The sequence below is a fragment of the uncultured Candidatus Thioglobus sp. genome, from assembly GCF_963981275.1.
GTDB lineage: Bacteria > Pseudomonadota > Gammaproteobacteria > PS1 > Pseudothioglobaceae > Thioglobus_A.
The window spans coordinates 1-21,305 of sequence record NZ_CAXCCZ010000013.1 but is presented as its reverse complement, the minus strand read 5'-3'; the positions used below and the strand labels follow the sequence as shown (position 1 = coordinate 21,305).

Sequence of the window (21,305 nt, the reverse complement as noted above, 5' to 3'; positions counted from 1 at the left end):
GCCCTACGGCAGTAATCGATGTAAGTCTACGAAGTAGCCTTGAAAAGAAAAATATGTCAAATAATTCATAATTCCAATTATAAATTATTTTGAGCCTTTCTTAGCTTGTTTTTTCAAGGCGCGTTTATTCCTTACTTCAATCGTTGTTAATACCAGTCCAGACACCGCATAAACAAAGAAAAATATAAATAAAATAGCACTTGGCCACAACGAGACGACAATCATAATCAAGGTTGCTAGCAAGAGTAATTTGAAAGAAGACCTACCCTTAAGATTGATTTCTTTAAAGCTATAGTAACGAATATTACTCACCATTAAGATGCCAGCAGACACTAAAATAATCCAAGCACCGGCAACTAAATATTGCTCATCATAAGCACTAGGACCCATCATTTCTTTAGTCCAAACCAAGCCTGCAATAAGTGCAGCTGCGGCTGGAGAAGGCAGACCTTGAAAATAGCGCTTATCTTGAACACCGATTTGCGTATTAAAACGTGCCAAGCGCAATGAACCGGCCGCCACATAAACAAAGGCGCCAATCCAGCCAACCTTGCCCAAACCTTCGAACAAGTAAAAATACATAAGTAGTGCAGGTGCCACACCAAATGACACCATGTCCGCCATGGAGTCATACTGCTCACCAAACTCACTTTGTGTATTGGTCAGTCGAGCCACCCGACCATCTAGACCATCCCACAACATGGCAACAAAGATAGCGATAGCTGCCTCCGAGTACTGACCTTTAGTTGCCAAGATAATTGCAAAGAATCCAGAAAATAACCCAAAGGTGGTTAAGATATTTGGTAAGAGGTAAACACCTCTCCTCGCTTTATTAGTTTTCATGATTTAATTATAACGCCTTAGAAATGAAAACGCCCAACTAAGTTGGGCGTTTATTAAGAATGATTAGTTCTTGGCTTGATCAACAATCTTATTCTTGTTAATCCATGGCATCATCGAGCGTAGGGACTCGCCTACCTGCTCAATTTGATGTTCACGTTGAACGTCACGACGTGCCGGAAGATCGCCAACATTTGCTACAAACTCTTTAGCAAAAGTTCCGTCTTGAATTTCTGTCAAGATTTTCTTCATCTCAGCTTTAGTTTCACTAGTAATAATACGTGGTCCACGTGTCACATCACCATATTCTGCTGTATTTGAAATTGAGTAACGCATGTTAGCAATACCGCCTTCATACATTAGATCAACAATTAGCTTTAACTCATGTAGGCACTCAAAGTAAGCCATCTCCGGCTCATAACCTGCTTCAACTAAAGTCTCAAAACCTGCTTGTACTAATGACGTTGTACCGCCACATAAAACAACTTGCTCACCAAATAGATCTGTCTCAGTCTCTTCTCTAAATGAAGTTTCTAAAATACCTGTACGACCACCGCCAATAGCAGAAGCATAAGAAAGTGCTGTTGCTTTTGCATTGCCAGATGCATCTTGAGAGATTGCAATTAGATCAGGAATACCGCCACCTTTAACAAACTCTGAGCGAACAGTATGACCTGGTGCTTTTGGCGCCACCATAATAACGTCTAAATCTGCACGAGGTGTAATTTGGCCATAATGAATATTAAAACCATGAGCAAATGCAACCGTTGCACCTTGCTTAAGATTAGGCTCGATATTTTCAGCATAGATGCTACCTTGGAACTCATCTGGCGCAAGGATCATAACTAAGTCTGCCCATGCTGTCGCCTCTTCAACTGATTTAACATTCAACCCTGAAGCGCTTGCTTTAGCAGCTGAAGCTGAGCCATCTCTTAGGGCAACAACCACTTCCACACCAGAATCTTTTAAGTTATTTGCATGTGCATGGCCTTGTGAACCATAGCCAACAATGGCAACTTTCATTGACTTGATAATGTTCAAGTCTGCATCTTTATCGTAATATCTATTCATTTTTTTTCCTCTATGTAAAACGTTAATTCACGTCTATTTATTTAACTTTATATTTTCTGACAAACGCCGGTCACGCCTGTTCTAGAAACCTCTATGATTTGCTCTGCATTGAATGCATTTAGAAAATCATTAATTTTTTGACTTTTTCCAGCTAGCTCAACAATATACGCATCCTCTGCCACGTCAATTATCTTGGCACCAAAATGATCAAGTTGAGAATCTACTTTTGCTTGAGTATCGATAGCAACACTAATTTTAACCAGTAATAGTTCACGCTCAATGTGCTCAGTAGCGGTTAAATCTGTTACCTTGACCACATCAACTAATTTATAAACTTGTTTAACAATTTGCTCAATAATTCCGTCATCACCCACACTAACGATTGTCATTCTTGAAAGTGTTGGGTCATTGGTAGCTGCAACGGTTAAAGATTCAATGTTAAAACCACGTGCAGAAAACAACCCTGCCACTCTTGATAGTGCGCCTGCTTCATTTTCTAATTGTATTGAAATTATATGTCTCATACTTATACCAAGTTTAAGCCTGCATCATTCGTGCTAGCCATTTCATCTCTACCTGCAAGCAACATTTCATTATGTCCTGCGCCTGATGGAATCATTGGAAAAACATTTTCTGAAGAATCGGTAATAATATCTAAAAATACAGTTCTATCTTTTTGTTTAAACGCCTCAATCAGAGCAGGTATCAGATCAGACTCTTGCTCTACTTTAATCCCCATGTGACCATAACTCTCTGCTAATTTAACAAAATCAGGTAGTGCTTCCATGTAAGACATTGAATAACGTTTTTCATAGAAAAACTCTTGCCACTGACGCACCATGCCTAAATAGCCATTATTTAGATTAATAATTTTAACAGGTGTGGCATATTGCAACATGGTTGACAACTCTTGTGTCATCATTTGAATACTTCCTTCACCTGTTACACAAGCTACGTCCAAATCAGGACAAGCAAGTTTTGCACCCATGGCAGCAGGTAATCCAAAACCCATTGTGCCCAATCCGCCAGAGTTAATCCAGCGACGAGGCTCGTCAAATGGGTAATATTGCGCTGCCCACATTTGATGCTGACCAACATCAGAGGTGACAATCGATTGACCCTTGGTTACTTCATATAATGCTTCGATTACACGCTGAGGCTTAATCACACCCGGCTTATTTGCATAGGCCATAGAGTCAACGCTACGCCACTTGTCAATTTGTTGCCACCAAGAATCAATATTTTGAGTTGACCTATCTTTCATAGCTGTAATAAGATCAACCAACACAGATTTAACATCGCCAACAATTGGAGCATCTACTGCTACATTTTTAGAGATAGATGCTGGATCAATATCAATATGAATAATTTTTGCCGTTGGACAAAATTTATCAATATTGGCAGTCACTCGATCATCAAATCTTGCGCCCACAGCAATAACGCAATCAGAACCGTGCATGGCCATATTTGACTCATAAGTACCGTGCATACCCAACATACCTAATGACTGTTTATCAGTTGCTGGATAAGCACCAAGACCCATTAATGTTTGAGTAATTGGAAAGCCTAGATTACGCGTAAACTCCCTAAGCTCTTGGTCAGCGTTGCCAATAACACAACCACCGCCTGCATAAATAATTGGTTTTTTTGCCTGAGCAATAAGAGTTGCTGCTGTTGAAATTTGAGTAGCATCTGCACGGCCAACTACCTGATATGAGCGCATTTCAACTTTTTCTGGATAAGACTGCTCTTCAATGGTAGCAATAGTAATATCTTTTGGAATGTCAATAAGTACAGGGCCTGGTCTACCCGTTGTGGCAATATGAAACGCTTTCTTAATTGTGCTAGCAATTTGACTAATGTCTTTAATCAGAAAATTATGCTTAACACACGAACGAGTAATGCCAACTGCATCAACCTCTTGGAAAGCATCATTACCAATTAAGGCTGATGGCACTTGACCAGAGATAATAACCATTGGAATTGAATCCATGTAAGCCGTGGCAATGCCTGTTACTGCATTTGTAATACCAGGGCCACTGGTTACTAAAGTAACTCCACACTTGCCACTTGCTCGCGCATAGCCATCTGCACCATGTGCTGCACCTTGCTCATGGCGAACTAAAATATGTTTGATTTCATCGCAAGCATCCAGCGCATCATAGATATGCAGGACAGCACCACCTGGATAGCCAAAAATATGACTAACACCTTCTTTTTTAAGGCTATTTACAAGTATTTGCGCACCGTTTAATTTCATTATTTTAGCTGGGTATAAAAAACTTGTCGATTATACCAAATGAAATGCTAGAATATACTGACTATTACAAGGAATTTTGCCAATCTTCTGAATAGAATTGAATTGGCGAATTTTCTTCTTCGAAGGTCTCAATTGACCAAGTATCAGGACGCTCTAAAATGGCTGATAACAACTGGTCATTTAGCAGGTGTCCTGTCTTATAACCTTCATAATGACCAATTAAATTAGAGCCAAGTAAATACAAGTCACCAACAATATCTAAAATTTTATGCTTAACAAATTCATTTTGATAACGCATACCATCTTCATTCAGCACATCGTCATCACTCAGTGCAATCGCATTATCCATACTCGCACCTAAAGCTAAGTTTTGCCTTTGCATCATTTCTACGTCTTTCATGTAGCCAAAAGTTCGAGCGCGAGAAATTTCTTTTAAATAAGACTGTTGTGAAAAGTCAATACTCAATTGTTGGCCGCTTTCTTTTACTTTCTTATGGTCAAAATTAATTTCTAAGGAAACCTTAAATCCATCATGCTTGGACACTTGAGCCCAAGAATCACCATTTTCAACACGCACCGTTTCATTGATGACAAAAAATCGCTTATGCTCTTCTTGTTCTTCAATGCCAGCTGACTGTACCAAAAATACAAAGGGTGCCGACGATCCATCCATAATCGGCACCTCAAAAGAATCAAGCTCAACCAAAACATTATCAATACCTAGCGCGGAAAAAGCACTCATTAAATGCTCAACTGTAGATACCTTTACCCCTTGATTTTCAAGCCCTGTTGATAGTACCACCTCATTAACAAACGCATTGTGTGCTCGCACTAACTTTCCACCCACATCCATGCGTCTAAATACAACGCCGTGATCGATCTCAGCCGGGATCAATGTCATGTTGACTACACTGCCACTATGAATACCAATACCTCTAGCCTTGACTGTCTTTTTAATGGTTCTTTGTTTAATCATGACACTTATAACTTAAATAATTCTTGCATTGTACCAAACAAGCCACCTTTTTGTACTTGTTCTGGCTCTTGTAAATAAGATTTAGGTGTATTGCAGGCTAGCAAGCCGAGTGCAGAAAAGTACGAGATATCTGTTAAAATTTTCTCATTACCACTGACTAATTCTCGATTAATTTTGGCAACTCTGGTGCGCGCACGAAATTCTTTTAGCAAAAAAGCTTCACAGTGTTCTATTTTGCTAGCGCCACCAATCACCACCAATCCAGCCTTCAAAGATCTGTCAAGCTTCTCACTCTTTAATCTCTTTTTAACCAGTGTACAAATTTCTTTATAAGGTTTTTCAATCACCATAATCAACTCATGGAGCGATAGATAGTGCTCTTCAATAGAGTCAATCTGTTCAAACCTAATTAAACGATCTTGGATTGTTGAATCTAATTGCATCATGCCATATTCTATTTTTAAGCGCTCGGCCTCATCAAACGAGGTGTTATACGCTTGAGCAATATGATTAGTAACTCTATTACCACCCATGTTAAACACCTGGCTAAAAACAACACCACCTTTGACAAAAACTGAAATATTTGTCACACCCGCACCAATGTCTAATAAACAAACCCCATTGTCTTTGTCTTCTTGATTAATGCAAACTGCACTACTAGCAATCGAATCAAGAATGATTTTATCAGCGCCTAAATCACTTGGAATAAGGCTATGACTAATATTGTTAATAGCTTGATTAGATACCGAAGCAAGATGCACTTGGGCACCCAAAACCTCAGCCTCCATTCCAATTGGAGAAGTTTCAATCTGGTCATCTACAGTAAAGTTGTTAACGATAACCTCAAGATTTTTTTTGTTTGTCGCAACCGTACCTGCTGAAGAGTTTTGGATCGCCTGCAAAACGTCTTCTTTAGTGATAATTTTTCGCTTTCCATTAAAACTAATTGGTCGGTTTTGATTACTACTACTCAAATGCAAATCAGAGACATTAATATCAATAAATTTAGGTTTGCGTCTACACTTTTTGTTAACCTTATCAACTACCTTTCGAATGGCTTGTGAAGCGCTATCAACATCAACAATAACTCCATTTTTAACACCTGAAGATGAACCAATTGCATGACCAATTACATGGAATTTATTATCCTCAATGTCAGCAATAAGAACGGCAATTTTGCTGGTTCCCACATCAATACTGGCAAAAAAATCAAAATTCGACATGCGTCTCTCCCTCATCTAGCCATTGATATAAATGCTCTATTGAGACCACCTTGCCACTTAACAAGCGTTTAAATTTTTTGGCATTGGGTTGTGCATGATACAAACCCAAAATGTGTCGAGTCATAGACCTAATGGGTACCAGGTTAGTTTGTTGCTGCTTCATATATTCAATAAATTTTAATAATATTTGCTCTCGAGAGGTGGTTGAATGATGGTCCTGATAAATCTCTTGATCAACCTGAGCAAGTAAATAAGGCTGATGATAAACCGCCCTACCCAACATAGCGCTATCAACATGGCGCAGGTGTTCATTCACCTGATTGAGCGATGTTATACCGCCATTAATGCCAATCGTTAACTGTGGAAAATCTTGTTTAAGTTGATACACCCAGTCATAATTCAGAGGTGGTACCGTTCTATTTTCCTTAGGACTTAACCCTTGAAGCCAAGCCTTTCTAGCATGGATAACAAAATTATTACACCCTGCTTTATGTACGGTTTCAATAAAATGACTTAGCTCATCATAACTCTCCATATCATCCACACCAATACGAGATTTAACGCTAAGTGGAATGTCTATCACCTCACCCATTGACTCAATACATTTGGCAACGGTCTCTGGTGTCTGCATAAGACAAGCGCCAAAACTCCCCGATTGCACTCGATCTGATGGACAACCAACATTAATGTTAACCTCGTCATAACCCCACTCTTGCCCAACCTTAGCAGCGATTGCCATCTCTTTAGGGTTGCTACCGCCCAATTGCAATACCAGCGGATGCTCTTGTGCGTTGTAATCAAGCAAGCGATTTTTATCACCATGAATAATAGCTTTAGCCGTTACCATTTCAGTCCAAAGCTGTGCATTTTTAGACATTAAACGATAAAAATATCGACAATGGCGATCGGTCCAATCCATCATTGGTGCAACTGAAAATCTAGCTTGAGAGTTCATCAATCAGTGTGGTTAATACAAAATCAATACTAGCATTAACAACATCTTGTCTGTTGCCTGCAAAATTTTGTGTAGAGGTAAAACACGCGCCCAAAATACAAAAACCAAAACAAACCATGCCCACTGGTTTTTCTTGACTACCACCTTGCGGTCCAGCAATACCGGTGATAGAAACCGAAACACCTGTCTTTGCTTGATTAATAACGCCACTCGCCATCTGCCCAGCAGTCTGCTCGCTTACCGCCCCAAACTCCTCTAAAGTATTTTTCAATACACCCAGCATATCAATTTTGGCTTGGTTGCTATAGGTGATAAATCCTCGATCAAAATATACAGACGAGCCACTTTGACTGGTTAACAAAGAACAGAGTGCGCCACCCGTACAAGATTCAGCCACAGCTACGGTTAACCTTTGCGCAGTTAATAAGTCAGTCAGTTGTTTAAGTTTTAACATTACTTCAATGCCGCTTGAACAATTTCAAAAATATCATTAGACAAATCATCACTTTGAATAATTCTCTCCAGTTGTTGTTTTTGCAGTTGCTTTAGTACTGGCGTAAAACGCCCCCAATGGTTATAAACCGAAACCAGACGCGCACCAATTTGCGGATTCGACTGATTCAACTTTAAAATAATATCGGTAAAAAACTCATAGCCTGATTGGTTGTGAAAATTAATGTAGTTTTGAGTAAAGCCACCAATCACACTACGCAATCGATTTGGTGTATTAAAAGAAAACAACTCATGCTCCATTAGCTGTTTAATATCAGCAACTGTGGCTAATGGTGAAGTAGACTGAACAGCAAAAAACTTATCCATTACTTGGACATCCTGCTCAAATGTTTGATAAAAATTTGATATCGCCTGTTTTTTATAAGAGTTATCACTAGCAACTAACGCGCTAAATGCTGCAATCTGATCCGTCATACAATTTGCCTGCTCAAATTGAGTGCGAGCCAGATCAGGGTTAGAGCCTTTATCCTTGCTAAGATAATAAAGACAAGTATTTTTCAAAGATCGCTCTCCCACCGCCTCAGGTGTTAGCTGGTAGACCTTGGCATGGTTCAAAGAATGATACGTCTCTAGCAATAAAGATTTAAATCGACCCAATACCTTACTGGCCATTTCTTCACGCTTTTGGTGAATATCAAACACATCAATCACCACAACTTTTTGATGTAAAAATCGCTCAGAAGGTAAGGTTAAAATCTCACTCACCAAGGATTTATCTTGCCTAGTTTGAACAAGCTTTTCAATAGCATTAAAAAATAACAGCTCACGGGCTGTGTTGGGCGTTAGGATTAATGACAGCCAAATCTGTTGCGCACTATCCCAGACAACATAAGCATCACTATCATGTCCTACTAAGAATATTTGTTGCTCAAAGGTTAAATCCGACAACAAGTGAATTGGCGCAGAAAACCCTCGCAACCAAGAAGGTATTGGCATTGACTTTATTTGATCAAAAACAAACGTCTGCTTTTGTTGTTGGATTGTTAATACACCCTCTTTTAGTGTACTGCCCTGATCATCTAACAAGGCGTAGTTAAGCGGAAGAAAATAGTCAAATTCATTATCTTGTTCAACCTCAACATAAAAACATTCATTTTTCTCATCATAATCTGTTTTGATATTTATCGTTGGTGTACCCGGTTGAGAATACCACGTCATAAATTTGGAAAAATCGAATTCATTAGCGTCACTCATGCTTGATACAAAATCATCAATTGTGATCGCATCGCCATCATGGCGATCAAAATAAAGCTTCATGCCTTTTTGAAAACCTACCTCACCCAAAAAACTATGAATCATGCGAATTACTTCCGCACCTTTTTCATAGACCGTTAGCGTATAAAAATTATTCATTTCTATGTAGCTCTCAGGCCTAACAGGATGCCTCATAGGTCCGGCATCTTCAGCAAATTGAAATGTGCGTAAAGCATTCACATCTTCAATGCGCTTAATGGATCGAGAGTGTAAATCAGAAGTAAACTCCTGATCTCTAAAAACAGTCAACCCCTCCTTAAGGCTTAACTGAAACCAATCCTGACAAGTGACTCGGTTGCCTGTCCAATTATGAAAATATTCATGGCCAATCACCGCTTCAACATTAATAAAATCTTTGTCAGTAGCGGTTTTTGGGTCAGCCAAAACAAAGGTTGAATTGAAAATATTCAACCCTTTATTTTCCATGGCGCCCATATTAAAATCATCCACCGCAACAATCATGTAGATATCCAGATCGTACTCTAAATTAAAGCGTGATTCATCCCAAGCGAATGAGCGCTTGAGTGAATCCATGGCAAACTGAGTTTTGCCAATGTTATGCTTTTCAACATAAATTTTAAGCGCCACTTCTCGACCAGAAAGTGTGGTGTAATGGTCTTCTAATACAGCAAAGTCTCCAGCCACCAACGCAAACAAATAACACGGCTTAGGTGTTGGATCATGCCAAGTCGCTTGACCTGGAGATGCACTTGATAAATTACCATTACTTAGTAATACGGGATAACGACCTGCCTCTGCCTTAATGTGTGTTGTGAATACGCTTAGAACATCAGGCCTATCTAAATAATACGTTATTTGCCTAAAACCATGCGCCTCACATTGTGAACAGTAATTACCACTAGATTGGTACAAGCCGTTTAAACTGGTGTTGTTTTCAGGATGAATACGATTCACAATCTCTAGAACAAACTCACCTTTTAAATGACGCAGCTGCACGCCTTTATCGCTTAGTTCATAATCAACGCGCTCGCCATCTATGACAAGAGAAATTAATTCAAGATCAATGCCGTCTAAAAAAAGACTGTTGTCACCTGCCTGATATTTTGGATTTTTGTAAAAATGGATTTTTGAGCTCACCAAAGTCTCATCATCGCGCAGATCAAAACTAAGCTCTGTTGTATGAATTAAGTAATTGCTCGGTTTATAGTCTTTTCTATAAATTGGTTGCGGGACTAGATTGCTAATAATAACACTCCTAAAACAATTCGATAAACAACAAAAGGCACCAAGCCAATAGTGTCTAATAATTTAATAAAAAATACTACCGTGAAATATGCACTAACTGCCGCCACTAAAAACCCAATAATAAGCATAGGCCAATCAACCACTTGAGGTTGTTGATATAGGTCCAACAACATGAGTAAAGCCGAGAGCGTAATAACAGGGATAGAAAGTAAAAAAGCAAACTGGGTTGACATATTCTTGGACAGTCCAATCAGCAATCCTGCTGTAATAGTAATGCCGGATCTAGATGTTCCAGGAATTAGTGCCAGGGCTTGCATTACCCCCACAAATCCCACATCTTTCCAACTTAGCTCGGATCTAGGCTGTTGATTATTAGCATTAACCCAGCTCGAAAAACCCAGCAACAAACCAAATACCAGGGTTGAATAAGCAATAATTTCAGTTGAGCGTAAATTTAATTCGATAAAGTCTTTGAATATTAAACCCGCCAATCCAACTGGAATTGTACCAAGCAACACACCCCAAGCCATTTTGGATTGGCCAACTGTCTGAATCTTAACAACCGAATAGAAAAAATCTTGAATAAGTAGACGAATAATAGCTCGATAATAAAACACAATGGCACTTAATGTGCCTAAGTGTACAACCACATCAAATGCTAGGCCTTGATCAGGCCAATCAACCAATTTAGGCACTAAAATTAAATGCGCAGAAGAGGAAATTGGCAAAAATTCACTTAGTCCCTGAACGAGAGATAATACGATTGTTTGAATGAAATCCATAATAATAACAAGTTTACAACTTATGACTCAAGTCTTGTTCTTTAAATCCATTTAATTTTACGTTGATCGACTTGCTTAAAGCTAAAACTTTAAAACTTTCCCCCATGGCACTCGGCAAAACCAACTGCTTGACTTGCTGCGCCAAACTGATACGCTGATCATTGTCTTTCTCAGTGAGCAGATACTCATCAATACCCAATGAGATTAGAAATAACGCTTGAGTTGCATACCCAGCCACCTGAAAACCTGAAGATTTTGCCTGATCCGCTATATCTGAAAAATTAACCGAAGTGGTAATATCCTGCTCACCAATATACACAAAAGGGTTGTCGCTAGCCTTGTGCTGATAATAGCACCGAAGCGTGCCATCCAGTCTTTGCGGGTGAAAATATTCATCTCTATGCATACCATAATCAATCAGCAGAACTAACGCCTCATCAAGAGCTCCGTATAACGAATCAATCCACGCCATTGCCCTTGGATTAATTTCAGTGGTGTAGCCTTCAACAACGTTGACTGGTAATTTAATAGCTGATTTTTCAAAAACAGTCTCATCCGACCTCCAATTCAACTGATCCTTATCAAGATCAACACAGAGTTCATGAAACTTCCCTTGTTTCTGTATAAGGCGCTTAGCAGGCATAGCATCTAACACCTCATTAGCAATCACCACACCATTAAAACGCTCTGGTAGTTTATCCAGCCAAACAACACGTTCTAATAATTCTGGCAATGCTTTGGCAATAGTTTGCTGTTGTCGATGTTGTAATTCACCGCTTAATTCCAAAATATAATAACACTTTGGTAAGCACTCTAAACGCCCCAACTCAAACAAAACCTGGGCAGCAAGCACACCACTCCCCGCGCCAAATTCTAAAATATCATTATCACCATTTAAAACCTGGGCACATTGCCTTGCTAGACAAAAGCCAAATAAGTCAGATGTCTCAGGAGCAGTGACAAAATCACCTTTTTCACCAAATTTTTCCGATCCAGAGCGATAATAGCCCAATTGAGGATAATACAACGCCAACTGCATAAATTCATCGAAACCTATGGGCGCTTGATTTTGTATAATAGTATTTTTAATTACTTCGTTCAATTTCATCACAACGATATTTTATATGAAAACAGCATTAGTCACAGGTGGTGCACACCGCATTGGTCAACAAATTTGTCGCACATTGCATGAGGCAAATTTTACGATTATTATTCATTACAACACATCTTCTATCGACGCCGAAAATTTGGCCAATGAGTTTAATTTAATCCGTGCCAATTCTGCGAGAACAATACAAGCTGAGCTTTCCAATATCAAAGATATTGAGCAATTGTGCCAAACCATTGAATCACTAGACTTACTCGTCAACAACGCTTCTGTTTTCTACCCAACGCCAATTAACAGCTTAACCTTATCTGATTATCAAACCACGATGAATACTAATTTAATGGGGCCATTGTTTTTATCAAGCACACTGAGTAAAAAATTATCAGAGAATCAAGGGTCTATTGTTAATATTGTTGATATTCATGGAGATAGGCCACTGAAAAATCACACAATTTACAATATTTCTAAAGCAGCCATTGCCATGATGACAAAAACCTTGGCTAAAGAGTTGGCACCTAATATTCGAGTTAACGGCGTCTCTCCAGGCTCTATTTTATGGCCTGAGAATGAGGCTGAATTAAGTCATGATCAAAAACAATCTATGCTCAATAAAATCGCTCTAAACAAACAAGGTGCCGCTACTGACATTGCTAATACAGTTTTATTTTTAGCACAATCAGATTACATTACCGGTCAAATTATTGCGGTTGATGGTGGACGCAGTTTAAACCAATAAAAACTTTAAATATAAAAACCTTGAGAATATATGGTGACAATATTTGTGTTATAATAAAAGGGCTTGATATTTAATTTTTATCAGCTAAAAGAATTTACAAACGCTTCCGTGCTAAGAAAAAAACCACAGAAGTTTGATAATATTTTGGGCTTATTGTTGCCACATAAGAGAATAATTCATGGCTTTCTGCGACAGAGCAGAAACGCCTGAAAAGGGTCTTAAAACCCTTATAAAGAAAGGTTTTTTATCATTTATGATGAACACAAATCACACTTTAATATCAAATCGATACGTTAGTATTGATTACCTATGTACGCACATAAGTCCTCCACTACAAGGACTTAACCATGAATCATATTTTAATCAACGCCACTCACAAGGAAGAAATCAGAGTTGGTGTTGTCAAGAACAAAAAACTCACTGGACTTAACATTGAGACCAGTCTTAATAAGAAGACTAAAGGCAATATCTATCGCGGGAAAATCTCACGAGTAGAGCAATCATTAGAAGCTGCATTTGTTGATTACGGCAAAGAAAGACAAGGCTTCTTGCCTTTTAAAGAAGTTGCAGAATCACTTTACAATGGCGCTACGCCAAAAGGCTCTAAGCTTACTATTTCAGATGTTCTTAAAGAAGGGCAGGAAATCATTGTCCAGGTTGAAAAAGAAGAGCGTGGCAACAAGGGTGCTGCACTAAGCACCTATATCAATTTGGCTGGTGCCTATATGATTTTGACACCGAATAATCCAAAAAGTCACGGAATTTCACGTCAAATTACTTCATCCGATAGGCAATCTTTAAAAGAAATTATTGGCAAAATTGTCATGCCTAAAAATTCAGGCCTTATCATACGTACAGCAGGCAGTGGTAAAAGCCTAGAAGAGTTACAATGGGAAGTTGATTACCTATCTGATCTTTGGAAATCAATCAATACAGCAGCGGAAAAACGCCCTTCACCCTTCTTGATTTATCAAGAGAGCGATATCATTATTCGCACACTACGCGACTACCTACGCTCTGATACTGATAGTGTGATTATTGATGAGTTAGAAGCCTTCCAAAATGCCAAAGAGTTTGTGAGCTTTGTACTACCTCAGTACCTTGATCGTATTAAATTTTTCGATGTAAGTGAACATTCATTATTCAACCATATGGGTGTTGAAAGTCAAGTACAGAGCGTATTTAACCGTGAAGTTACATTACGCACTGGTGCAACTGTTGTATTTGACCCAACAGAGGCTCTAACCGCTGTTGACATTAACTCCGCACGAGCAACTAAAGGCTCTGACATTGAAGAAACTGCCTACAATACCAACTTAGAAGCAGCTAAAGAAATCGCCCTTCAACTACAACTACGCGACATTGGTGGACTTGTTGTTATTGACTTTATCGATATGGCTACTGAAGAGCATCGCCAGGCTATTGAAAAAGCCATGGAAACAGCAACACAGTCAGATCGTGCACGCATTCAAATTGGTAATATTTCTAAATTTGGCCTACTTGAAATGTCTAGACAGCGCCTCATGAGCTCAGTCACTGAATCTGTTGAAAAATCTTGCTCAGCTTGTCATGGTCGTGGCACAACGCCAACCATTCCAACACTGGCACTTTCAATTCTTAGACAACTTGAAGATGGTTGCAATGCCAGCAATCAAACCTCAAGAATTACAATCCAATCAAGTGTTGAAGTAATCACTTATATTCTGAATGAAAAACGTCAAGATATTGCAAAATTAGAAGCTAAACATGGTGTCAAAATAACACTACTACCCAATCCTTACATGCAATTTCCTAACTTTAGCATCAATAAACAAAAAGGGAGTAAAAAATCTCAACACAAAAGCTATCAAGGCATCTCTAAGCCACAACAAACCTTAGCTGAAAACGGACTAGCAGATGAATCTGAGATTCCAGAAATAAACATGAATCGACCAAAAACCCGCGTACCTGAGCGTGTAAAAGAAGTGCAGAAACCTTCTTTATTTGCAAGAATTAAGGCAGCAATATTTGGTAAAAATAAAAACAAACCTAATAAGAAAAAAGCAAACTCTAATAACAAAAACCGTAATCGAAACCGTAATCGAAACCGTAATAAGAACAAGCCTACCAATCAAAATCAGCAAAATAAGGCAAAGCAACAACAAGCTCAGCCAAAGAAACAAGCTAATAAACAACCTGCTAAGCAGCAAAACAAGGAAAAACAACAAGGAAACAAACAACCTGCTAAGCAGCAAAAAGCTCAGCCAAAGAAACAAGCTAACAAGCAACCTGCTAAGCAGCAAAACAAAGAAAAACAACAAAACCAAAGCAATAAGCAAAACAATGCTCAAGAAAACACTATGCCTAAGAGTCCTGCTGTCGAGTTAGCAAATAAGCCAAAGCTTGAAGCTAACACTCAAAATGCTAGTCAAAAAACAGAACCTACTCCTGCGGCAGTAAAACAGCCCGAAGTCAAGCAGTCAGAGACAAAGTAACCAGAGTAAATTTATGTACAATTTAGCAGTATTTGGCAATCCTATAGAACACAGCCTATCTCCTGCCATTCATGCTCAGTTTGCACAGCAAACTGCTACCCAGGTTAATTACACCAAAATTCTGGCGCCTATCGGCAACTTCTCACAAGAGGCCCAACGATTTGTCGCGTCGGGAGGAGATGGATTTAACATTACCGTCCCTTTTAAAATTGATGCATTTGAGCTGGCCACTGAGCTTACCTTAAATGCAAAGATGGCTGGCGCCGTTAATACAATCAAAGTGCAAGAAGATCGGTTGATTGGTGAGAATACTGATGGATTGGGACTGGTTAATGACCTAATTCAAAATCTAGGCTTGTCACTTAAAAATAAAAAAATACTTATTCTCGGTGCTGGCGGAGCAACACAGGGTATCGTTCTCCCATTGCTTCAGCAGCAACCAAGTCGAGTTATGATTGCCAATAGAACGGCAAGTAAAGCAGAAAAATTAGCAGATGACTTTTCAAAATATGGCTCTACTTGCGGCTTTGGGCTGGATAAAATCAAATCAGATCCAATCGATATTATTATTAATGCAACCAGTGCCTCATTGGATGGAAAAATGCCTGATATCGCCAATGGCTGTGCTCATGGCGCTATTTGCTATGACTTGATGTATGGACAGCAAACACCATTTATGACTTGGGCTAAAGAGAATAACGCCTCAATTATTGCCGATGGACTGGGCATGTTGGTTGAGCAAGCGGCCAGTAGTTTTGAATTTTGGACCGAAAAAAAACCTGATACTCAAGCGGTTATCAAGAACTTACGGCGCTAGGCGCTCAATTGCCCAATTCTCACCCTGTTTAAGATAGACAAGTCGATCGTGTAATCGATTTTCTCTCCCCTGCCAGAATTCAATCCTATGGGGAACAACGCGATACCCTCCCCAAAAATCTGGCAACGGCACCTCGCCTTGTTTAAATTTACTTTTCATGGCTTCAAACTGCATTAACAAAGCTTGTCTTGATGATAACTCACTTGACTGGTTCGAAGCCCAAGCCCCTAATTGAGAGTCTTTTGGACGAGATGAAAAGTATTTAATAGAATCCAGTGTTGAGATTTTTTCCACTCGACCTGAAATCTTGACTTGTCTTTCCAGATCTAACCATGGAAAAAGTAAAGCTGCATTGGGATTAGATTTAATTTGGCGAGATTTTTTTGAATTATAATTAGTAAAAAATACAAACCCCTGCTCGTCAAACGACTTTAACAAAACTGTTCTAAGGCTGACTTCATCAGCATCACTAGTGGCCAAACTCATGGCATTTGGCAGGGTCAAATCAGCATCACTAGCCTGCTTTATCCATTGCTCAAACTGGACAAAAGGGTTTTTATCCATTTGAGTGCGTGACAGGCCATTACTGGTAAATTCACGCCTAAGTTTTTGTAAATCGATACTCATTAGAAAGGAAGGAATTTACTCTTCTTGGCTTCGGTCAAATGCTGCGAAATTAAATACTTAACAGGCGGAAAGTGCTCTGCAATTTTTAAGACTATTCTTCTCACTTGCTTAATAACAGGTGCATCATTAGTGAATAACGCCACAACTCCATTAGTGCCAAAGAACATTAGCCTTGTTAGGTTAATATGCTTTTTTTCATATAATTTTAATAACGCATCAGAGCCAATATCCTGCCCATGATCTAGCGCCTCTTTAACTAAATTAGCCAGTATGTCTTGACCTCTTAAGCCCAGATTAAAGCCGTGAGCAGTCACTGGATGCATACCAACAGAAGCGTCCCCAATAAGCGCAAATCTCTGCGCAATGAATGTTTGCGCATGTGTGCCAATTAGCGGGTAAGAATGTCTTACTCCTGCTTGAGTCATTTCACCAAATTCATGCTTGAAAAAATGTGTGATAAATTTATTAAACTCAGCATCACTCATGTCTAGCATTTTTTTAGATTCATTGGTCTTGACCGTTAGAACTACAGAAGACGCACTACCTACCATTGGCAACAAGGCCAGTGTTTTTCCATAATCAAAACACTCTAGAGCGATATTATGATGAGGCTTTTCATGAGTCATTTTAGTCACAATCATAACTTTGGAAAAATCTTTCATTAGTGTAGGAATACCGACTTTTCGACGAATTTCTGAAAAACGAGAGTCCGCTGCAATGACTAATTTTGCATCAATAATATCACCATTTTCAAGAATAACTTGTGCATTATTTTTCTGCTGCTTAACATCACTAACCATGGCATCAGTTTTAAGATCAATATTATCTGCGTCTTTGATTCGATCAAAAAGCGCTTGGCGGATTAAGTGGTTTGGCACTAAATAGCCTAATGCATCAATATTTTTTTGATCTGGCTTAAAATTAAGTAGTGACGGCGAATCTCCATCAAATACTTTAGCCTCTTTTAATGGGGCAACTTGAGATTGGTCGATTAATTCCCAAACACCTAATTTTTTTAAGATTTTAAGTGATAAGTGCGTTAATGCAATCTCTCTACCATCTTCTTTTGGATTTGAAATAGATTCAAAATTTGAGCGCTCAATTAACAGAACCTTGATACCAAGCTCTAGCATGGAGCAAGCAAAACTCAGTCCTGCCGGGCCTGAGCCAATTATAACAATATCGTAAGGTGTTTGCATTTCTAAGGTTAATAATTTGAGATAATAAGCTTATTATAACTATCCTACCCAATCATGATTTACGTTGTTATCCAATTCAGCTGTATTATTTACTTAATGTTTAATGCCCAGTATGAATACTTTGGCTTTATAGAGATAGCTCTTGTACACTTAGCTTTGTTAATCGGGCTAATTGCTGTATTTAATATGAAGTTTAACAACCTAAACATAACACCTGGCCTAAAACAAAATCACCAACTTAGAACAAGCGGTATTTATCAATTTATTAGGCATCCGATGTACACCAGTGTTTTGCTATTTTGCTTGGCACTAATGCTGAGTAATGCTCACCACTTTTCACAAGGGGTTATGTTAATTCTATTTATTGATTTAATCTTAAAATCTAATCTTGAAGAAAAACTACTAACAAAACGCTTTAAAAGCTACCCAGCATATCAACAAAAAACTGGGCGATTTATCCCATTTTTATAAATCCTTTAGATCCTTGATGGCTTGAATATCTCCAGAATTTGATAATTTTTTAAGCCAATATTTGGCTTTTTTAACAGACTGCCCAACTCCCTTACCTTGTAAATACAAGTCAGCTACTTTTCGCCAAGCTGGCTGATAGCCCTTTCTTGCAGCAGCAATAGCGAAGCTGTAAGTTTTGGTTAAATCAGTTTTAACACCTTGGCCCAATTCATAATGCCTGGCAATATCTAAATAAGCTGATAGATTGCCCTGCTTGATGGACTGCTGATAAAGCTTATGTGATTTTTTATAATTAGGCAAGGCGTAAACACCCTTATCATAATAATTTGCCAAAATATAAGCCAGCTCTACATTGCCATTATCAAAAGATTTTTGATACCAATTTAACGCCTCTTTAGCGCTTTTCCTAACGCCGCGCCCATGTTCAAATAATTGCGCTAATTGATATTGGGCTTGCACATGCTCTTGGCTAGCTGACTTTAACAGCCAATCATAAGCTTGTTTATAATCCTCATCATCTGCATAGGCCAAACCTAGACGATACTGCTCATCACTATTGCCTGATTTTGCCGCTTCAATACGCCACTTATTTGCCAAAAGTGGATTCTTCTTAACACCGTCACCAGTTGCATACATTTGCGATAAATTGTACTGCGCATCTGCATATCCTTGTTTGGCTGCTTTTTTAATCCATTGATGGGCAGCTCGCACATCGCGCTCAACACCAATACCCAGATAAAACATACTACCCAGGTAATACTGAGCCTTAGAATGCTCTTGTTTGGCAGATTTGTTTAATAACTCAACGCCTTTTGCATCGTTTTGATTGGAGCCCTTGCCTTCAATATACATAAGGGCTAAAGCGGTTTGAGCCTCTAGATTCCCAGCCTTACTGGCCAGTGAAAAGGCATTGAAAGCTTTGCTATAATTTTGCTCAACCCCATCACCATAATAATACGCCTTGCCTCTATCATACAAGTCAGCCTGTGCCAACGTGGCATAGCTCAATAATAACAAAAACAAGAGTGATAATTTCATGACATAAATTGTATACGATAAGTTAAGGTGAATGGCATCAACCAAATAATTAAGTAACTTTTTCTTTATGCGCCTCACCCCATAAATAAAGCGATTTCAATATTGGCTTTAGACTTTGTCCATAAGGAGTTAATGAATATTCAACTTTTGGAGGGACAACCGGATAAACCTCTCTATGCACTATCTCATCTTGCTCTAACTCCCTAAGCTTTTGAATCAGCATTTTTTGAGTTATTCTTGGTATTAATTTTTGCAACTCACTAAACCTTTTTGTTTCTGATAGCAAATACCACAATATTAATATCTTCCATTTTCCCGCTAAAATATCAATTGACGTTTCAACTGGGCACTTTTCATGCTCTACATTAACTTTATTATTCATTTCTTTTTATCTTTAAATCATATCGGTTTCTAAAAGGTTAGTACCTTACAAAAAAGTAGGTTCTTCCAATGATAAACCACTTAAGTTACAATTACCAAATAAATATTAATAAAAAGGTAGAAAATAAAATGAAAGCATTTGTAGTAGAAAAAATTGAAGATAAAAAATTTGTAGCAAGCGTTCAGGAAGTTGAACAACCCACACTGGTAGAGGGTGAGGTTTTAATTAAAACCTCATACTCATCATTAAACTACAAAGATGCTTTAAGTTCAGCTGGAAATCCTGGTGTTACTCGGGTTTTTCCACATGTTACAGGTATTGATGTCAGTGGCGTTGTCGCTGAATCCAAATCAAGTCTATTTTCAGTTGGTGATGAAGTTTTGATAACTGGCTATGATTTAGGTATGAATACAGATGGAGGGCATAGTGAATTTGTAAAGGCTCCAGACACTTGGATAGTAAAAAAACCAGATAATATTTCTTTAAGAGAATTGATGATTTATGGAACAGCCGGCTTAACATCGGCCTTAAGCGTTAATGAACTACTAAACAATGGCGTGACCAATGGTGAAGTGCTAGTAACAGGCGCCACGGGCGGTGTTGGCAGCATCTCTGTTGCAATTTTATCCAAGCTAGGATTCGAGGTTATTGCACTTTCTGGCAAGGAAAATCAAATTGATTACTTAAAAGAAATTGGCGCCAAGGAAGTGATATTAAGAAAAGATTTTGATATCGAAAATAAAAAACCCATGGGCAAAGAAAGATTCTCAGGCGTGATTGACACAGTCGGTGGAAACATACTAGCTGAAGCCCTAAAACAAATCAAATATGACGGTGTTGCCACCTGCTGCGGATTAACCGCTTCACCTGTATTTAATACTAATGTTTTTCCTTTTATCTTAAGAGGTGTCAGGCTAATTGGCATTGACTCAGTGGAAAGCTCATTAGTCAAAAAAACCCAGGCGTGGGAGAAAATTGCCAATGAATTTAAGATTGATACACTGGGCAAATTAGCACATGAAATATCGCTTGACGAGATTCAACAAGCTTATGAAAAAATATTATCAGCAAAGGCAGTGGGAAGATATTTAGTAAAACTTTAGCAGACTAATATTAACAAAAACCAATGGAAAAAGGCCTGACCGACATCTTTACATAACGGTTTTAAAGGTGGTAGTCACGGTCAGATTTGAACTGACGACTTCCAGCATGTCATGCTGGCACTCTAACCAACTGAGTTACGCGACTATAAAAAATTGTTATCAACAGATATTGATAACGAAAGCGAAATTATACCCCGTACAGGGGATTAAAGACTAGAAACAGGTTTTAATAATTTCCTGAATATTGCTCGCTGCAGCATATGGATCATC

Annotated in this window: 20 protein-coding genes and 1 tRNA gene; 5 read left to right on the top strand and 16 right to left on the bottom strand. The window is 38.6% G+C overall.

Going from position 1 to position 21,305, the window contains the following annotated elements:
• Positions 1 to 84: 84 nt before the first annotated feature.
• The 11 genes from pssA to ABNR88_RS03380 all read right to left on the bottom strand — a co-directional run bounded on the left by pssA (position 85) and on the right by ABNR88_RS03380 (position 12,188).
• Entirely contained in the window at positions 85 to 843 is a 759-nt protein-coding gene (gene pssA, locus ABNR88_RS03430; RefSeq protein WP_291926164.1) for a CDP-diacylglycerol--serine O-phosphatidyltransferase, read from the bottom strand.
• 63 nt (positions 844 to 906) lie between these two features.
• A complete protein-coding gene (ilvC, locus tag ABNR88_RS03425) occupies positions 907 to 1,911 on the bottom strand; it encodes a ketol-acid reductoisomerase (RefSeq protein ID WP_291926161.1) in 1,005 nt (334 codons plus the stop codon).
• A gap of 47 nt (positions 1,912 to 1,958) precedes the next feature.
• Positions 1,959 to 2,435 carry an acetolactate synthase small subunit gene (ilvN, locus tag ABNR88_RS03420; protein WP_291926158.1) on the bottom strand — a complete coding sequence of 159 codons (477 nt, stop codon included), beginning with the start codon at positions 2,433 to 2,435 and terminating at the stop codon, positions 1,959 to 1,961.
• Positions 2,436 to 2,437: 2 nt separating this feature from the next.
• Positions 2,438 to 4,171, bottom strand: coding sequence for a biosynthetic-type acetolactate synthase large subunit (gene ilvB / locus ABNR88_RS03415; protein WP_291926155.1), 1,734 nt, complete (start codon positions 4,169 to 4,171; stop codon positions 2,438 to 2,440).
• A gap of 64 nt (positions 4,172 to 4,235) precedes the next feature.
• The gene (lpxC, locus tag ABNR88_RS03410) at positions 4,236 to 5,147 is read right to left on the bottom strand and encodes a UDP-3-O-acyl-N-acetylglucosamine deacetylase (protein WP_291926152.1); all 912 of its coding nucleotides are present in this window, start codon (positions 5,145 to 5,147) and stop codon (positions 4,236 to 4,238) included.
• A 5-nt stretch (positions 5,148 to 5,152) separates the two neighbouring features.
• Positions 5,153 to 6,370, bottom strand: a complete 1,218-nt coding sequence (gene ftsA / locus ABNR88_RS03405; protein WP_291926149.1) for a cell division protein FtsA — start codon at positions 6,368 to 6,370, stop codon at positions 5,153 to 5,155.
• Complete coding sequence (gene dusA, locus ABNR88_RS03400) at positions 6,357 to 7,325, bottom strand: tRNA dihydrouridine(20/20a) synthase DusA (RefSeq protein ID WP_291926145.1); 969 nt, start codon at positions 7,323 to 7,325, stop codon at positions 6,357 to 6,359. Before dusA ends, ftsA begins: the two co-directional genes overlap by 14 nt.
• A complete protein-coding gene (locus tag ABNR88_RS03395) occupies positions 7,309 to 7,779 on the bottom strand; it encodes a CinA family protein (RefSeq protein ID WP_291926142.1) in 471 nt (156 codons plus the stop codon). Before ABNR88_RS03395 ends, dusA begins: the two co-directional genes overlap by 17 nt.
• Positions 7,779 to 10,238 (bottom strand): aminopeptidase N, encoded by a 2,460-nt coding sequence (gene pepN, locus ABNR88_RS03390; protein WP_291926246.1) that lies wholly within the window; start codon positions 10,236 to 10,238, stop codon positions 7,779 to 7,781. The genes ABNR88_RS03395 and pepN overlap by 1 nt, the downstream gene beginning before the upstream one ends.
• A gap of 47 nt (positions 10,239 to 10,285) precedes the next feature.
• Positions 10,286 to 11,080: an undecaprenyl-diphosphate phosphatase gene (locus ABNR88_RS03385; protein WP_291926140.1), complete on the bottom strand. Its 795-nt coding sequence runs from the start codon at positions 11,078 to 11,080 to the stop codon at positions 10,286 to 10,288.
• A 13-nt stretch (positions 11,081 to 11,093) separates the two neighbouring features.
• Positions 11,094 to 12,188, bottom strand: a complete 1,095-nt coding sequence (locus ABNR88_RS03380; protein WP_291926138.1) for an SAM-dependent methyltransferase — start codon at positions 12,186 to 12,188, stop codon at positions 11,094 to 11,096.
• Positions 12,189 to 12,204: 16 nt separating this feature from the next.
• Between ABNR88_RS03380 and ABNR88_RS03375 the strand changes: the two genes are divergently transcribed.
• The 3 genes from ABNR88_RS03375 (at position 12,205) to aroE (ending at position 16,215) form a co-directional block, all read left to right on the top strand.
• Positions 12,205 to 12,924 carry a pteridine reductase gene (locus ABNR88_RS03375; RefSeq protein WP_291926135.1) on the top strand — a complete coding sequence of 240 codons (720 nt, stop codon included), beginning with the start codon at positions 12,205 to 12,207 and terminating at the stop codon, positions 12,922 to 12,924.
• A 347-nt stretch (positions 12,925 to 13,271) separates the two neighbouring features.
• A complete protein-coding gene (locus ABNR88_RS03370; RefSeq protein WP_291926132.1) occupies positions 13,272 to 15,398 on the top strand; it encodes an Rne/Rng family ribonuclease in 2,127 nt (708 codons plus the stop codon).
• A gap of 13 nt (positions 15,399 to 15,411) precedes the next feature.
• Positions 15,412 to 16,215, top strand: coding sequence for a shikimate dehydrogenase (gene aroE / locus ABNR88_RS03365; RefSeq protein WP_348670039.1), 804 nt, complete (start codon positions 15,412 to 15,414; stop codon positions 16,213 to 16,215).
• Here the strand turns inward: aroE and pdxH are convergent.
• Both pdxH and ubiM read right to left on the bottom strand, forming a co-directional pair.
• Entirely contained in the window at positions 16,204 to 16,836 is a 633-nt protein-coding gene (pdxH, locus tag ABNR88_RS03360; protein ID WP_291926243.1) for a pyridoxamine 5'-phosphate oxidase, read from the bottom strand. The two genes, aroE and pdxH, sit on opposite strands and share 12 nt — an antisense overlap.
• A gap of 5 nt (positions 16,837 to 16,841) precedes the next feature.
• Positions 16,842 to 18,041 carry a 5-demethoxyubiquinol-8 5-hydroxylase UbiM gene (gene ubiM / locus ABNR88_RS03355; RefSeq protein WP_291926126.1) on the bottom strand — a complete coding sequence of 400 codons (1,200 nt, stop codon included), beginning with the start codon at positions 18,039 to 18,041 and terminating at the stop codon, positions 16,842 to 16,844.
• A gap of 54 nt (positions 18,042 to 18,095) precedes the next feature.
• Here ubiM and ABNR88_RS03350 point away from each other — a divergent pair, with 54 nt between their 5' ends.
• On the top strand, positions 18,096 to 18,512 hold the full coding sequence (locus tag ABNR88_RS03350) for an isoprenylcysteine carboxylmethyltransferase family protein (RefSeq protein WP_291926124.1): 417 nt from the start codon (positions 18,096 to 18,098) through the stop codon (positions 18,510 to 18,512).
• Here ABNR88_RS03350 and ABNR88_RS03345 read toward each other — a convergent pair.
• Positions 18,507 to 19,550, bottom strand: coding sequence for a tetratricopeptide repeat protein (locus ABNR88_RS03345; RefSeq protein ID WP_291926121.1), 1,044 nt, complete (start codon positions 19,548 to 19,550; stop codon positions 18,507 to 18,509). The genes ABNR88_RS03350 and ABNR88_RS03345 overlap by 6 nt on opposite strands.
• Before the next feature lie 49 nt (positions 19,551 to 19,599).
• Entirely contained in the window at positions 19,600 to 19,932 is a 333-nt protein-coding gene (locus tag ABNR88_RS03340; RefSeq protein WP_291926119.1) for a helix-turn-helix domain-containing protein, read from the bottom strand.
• 128 nt (positions 19,933 to 20,060) lie between these two features.
• Between ABNR88_RS03340 and ABNR88_RS03335 the strand changes: the two genes are divergently transcribed.
• Entirely contained in the window at positions 20,061 to 21,035 is a 975-nt protein-coding gene (locus ABNR88_RS03335) for a YhdH/YhfP family quinone oxidoreductase (protein ID WP_291926117.1), read from the top strand.
• Between the two features lie 68 nt (positions 21,036 to 21,103).
• On the opposite strand, the gene ABNR88_RS03330 is transcribed toward ABNR88_RS03335, so the two are convergent.
• Positions 21,104 to 21,180: transfer RNA gene (locus ABNR88_RS03330), tRNA-Val, on the bottom strand.
• Between the last annotated feature and the right edge of the window lie 125 nt (positions 21,181 to 21,305).

Bases quoted from the DNA above. Each gene is read 5' to 3' on its own strand.
- pssA (WP_291926164.1), bottom strand. From the start codon at position 843: ATGAAAACTAATAAAGCGAGGAGAGGTGTTTACCTCTTACCAAATATC.
- ilvC (WP_291926161.1), bottom strand. From the start codon at position 1,911: ATGAATAGATATTACGATAAAGATGCAGACTTGAACATTATCAAGTCA.
- ilvN (WP_291926158.1), bottom strand. From the start codon at position 2,435: ATGAGACATATAATTTCAATACAATTAGAAAATGAAGCAGGCGCACTA.
- ilvB (WP_291926155.1), bottom strand. From the start codon at position 4,171: ATGAAATTAAACGGTGCGCAAATACTTGTAAATAGCCTTAAAAAAGAA.
- lpxC (WP_291926152.1), bottom strand. From the start codon at position 5,147: ATGATTAAACAAAGAACCATTAAAAAGACAGTCAAGGCTAGAGGTATT.
- ftsA (WP_291926149.1), bottom strand. From the start codon at position 6,370: ATGTCGAATTTTGATTTTTTTGCCAGTATTGATGTGGGAACCAGCAAA.
- dusA (WP_291926145.1), bottom strand. From the start codon at position 7,325: ATGAACTCTCAAGCTAGATTTTCAGTTGCACCAATGATGGATTGGACC.
- ABNR88_RS03395 (WP_291926142.1), bottom strand. From the start codon at position 7,779: ATGTTAAAACTTAAACAACTGACTGACTTATTAACTGCGCAAAGGTTA.
- ABNR88_RS03385 (WP_291926140.1), bottom strand. From the start codon at position 11,080: ATGGATTTCATTCAAACAATCGTATTATCTCTCGTTCAGGGACTAAGT.
- ABNR88_RS03380 (WP_291926138.1), bottom strand. From the start codon at position 12,188: ATGAAATTGAACGAAGTAATTAAAAATACTATTATACAAAATCAAGCG.
- ABNR88_RS03375 (WP_291926135.1), top strand. From the start codon at position 12,205: ATGAAAACAGCATTAGTCACAGGTGGTGCACACCGCATTGGTCAACAA.
- ABNR88_RS03370 (WP_291926132.1), top strand. From the start codon at position 13,272: ATGAATCATATTTTAATCAACGCCACTCACAAGGAAGAAATCAGAGTT.
- aroE (WP_348670039.1), top strand. From the start codon at position 15,412: ATGTACAATTTAGCAGTATTTGGCAATCCTATAGAACACAGCCTATCT.
- ubiM (WP_291926126.1), bottom strand. From the start codon at position 18,041: ATGCAAACACCTTACGATATTGTTATAATTGGCTCAGGCCCGGCAGGA.
- ABNR88_RS03350 (WP_291926124.1), top strand. From the start codon at position 18,096: ATGATTTACGTTGTTATCCAATTCAGCTGTATTATTTACTTAATGTTT.
- ABNR88_RS03345 (WP_291926121.1), bottom strand. From the start codon at position 19,550: ATGAAATTATCACTCTTGTTTTTGTTATTATTGAGCTATGCCACGTTG.
- ABNR88_RS03340 (WP_291926119.1), bottom strand. From the start codon at position 19,932: ATGAATAATAAAGTTAATGTAGAGCATGAAAAGTGCCCAGTTGAAACG.
- ABNR88_RS03335 (WP_291926117.1), top strand. From the start codon at position 20,061: ATGAAAGCATTTGTAGTAGAAAAAATTGAAGATAAAAAATTTGTAGCA.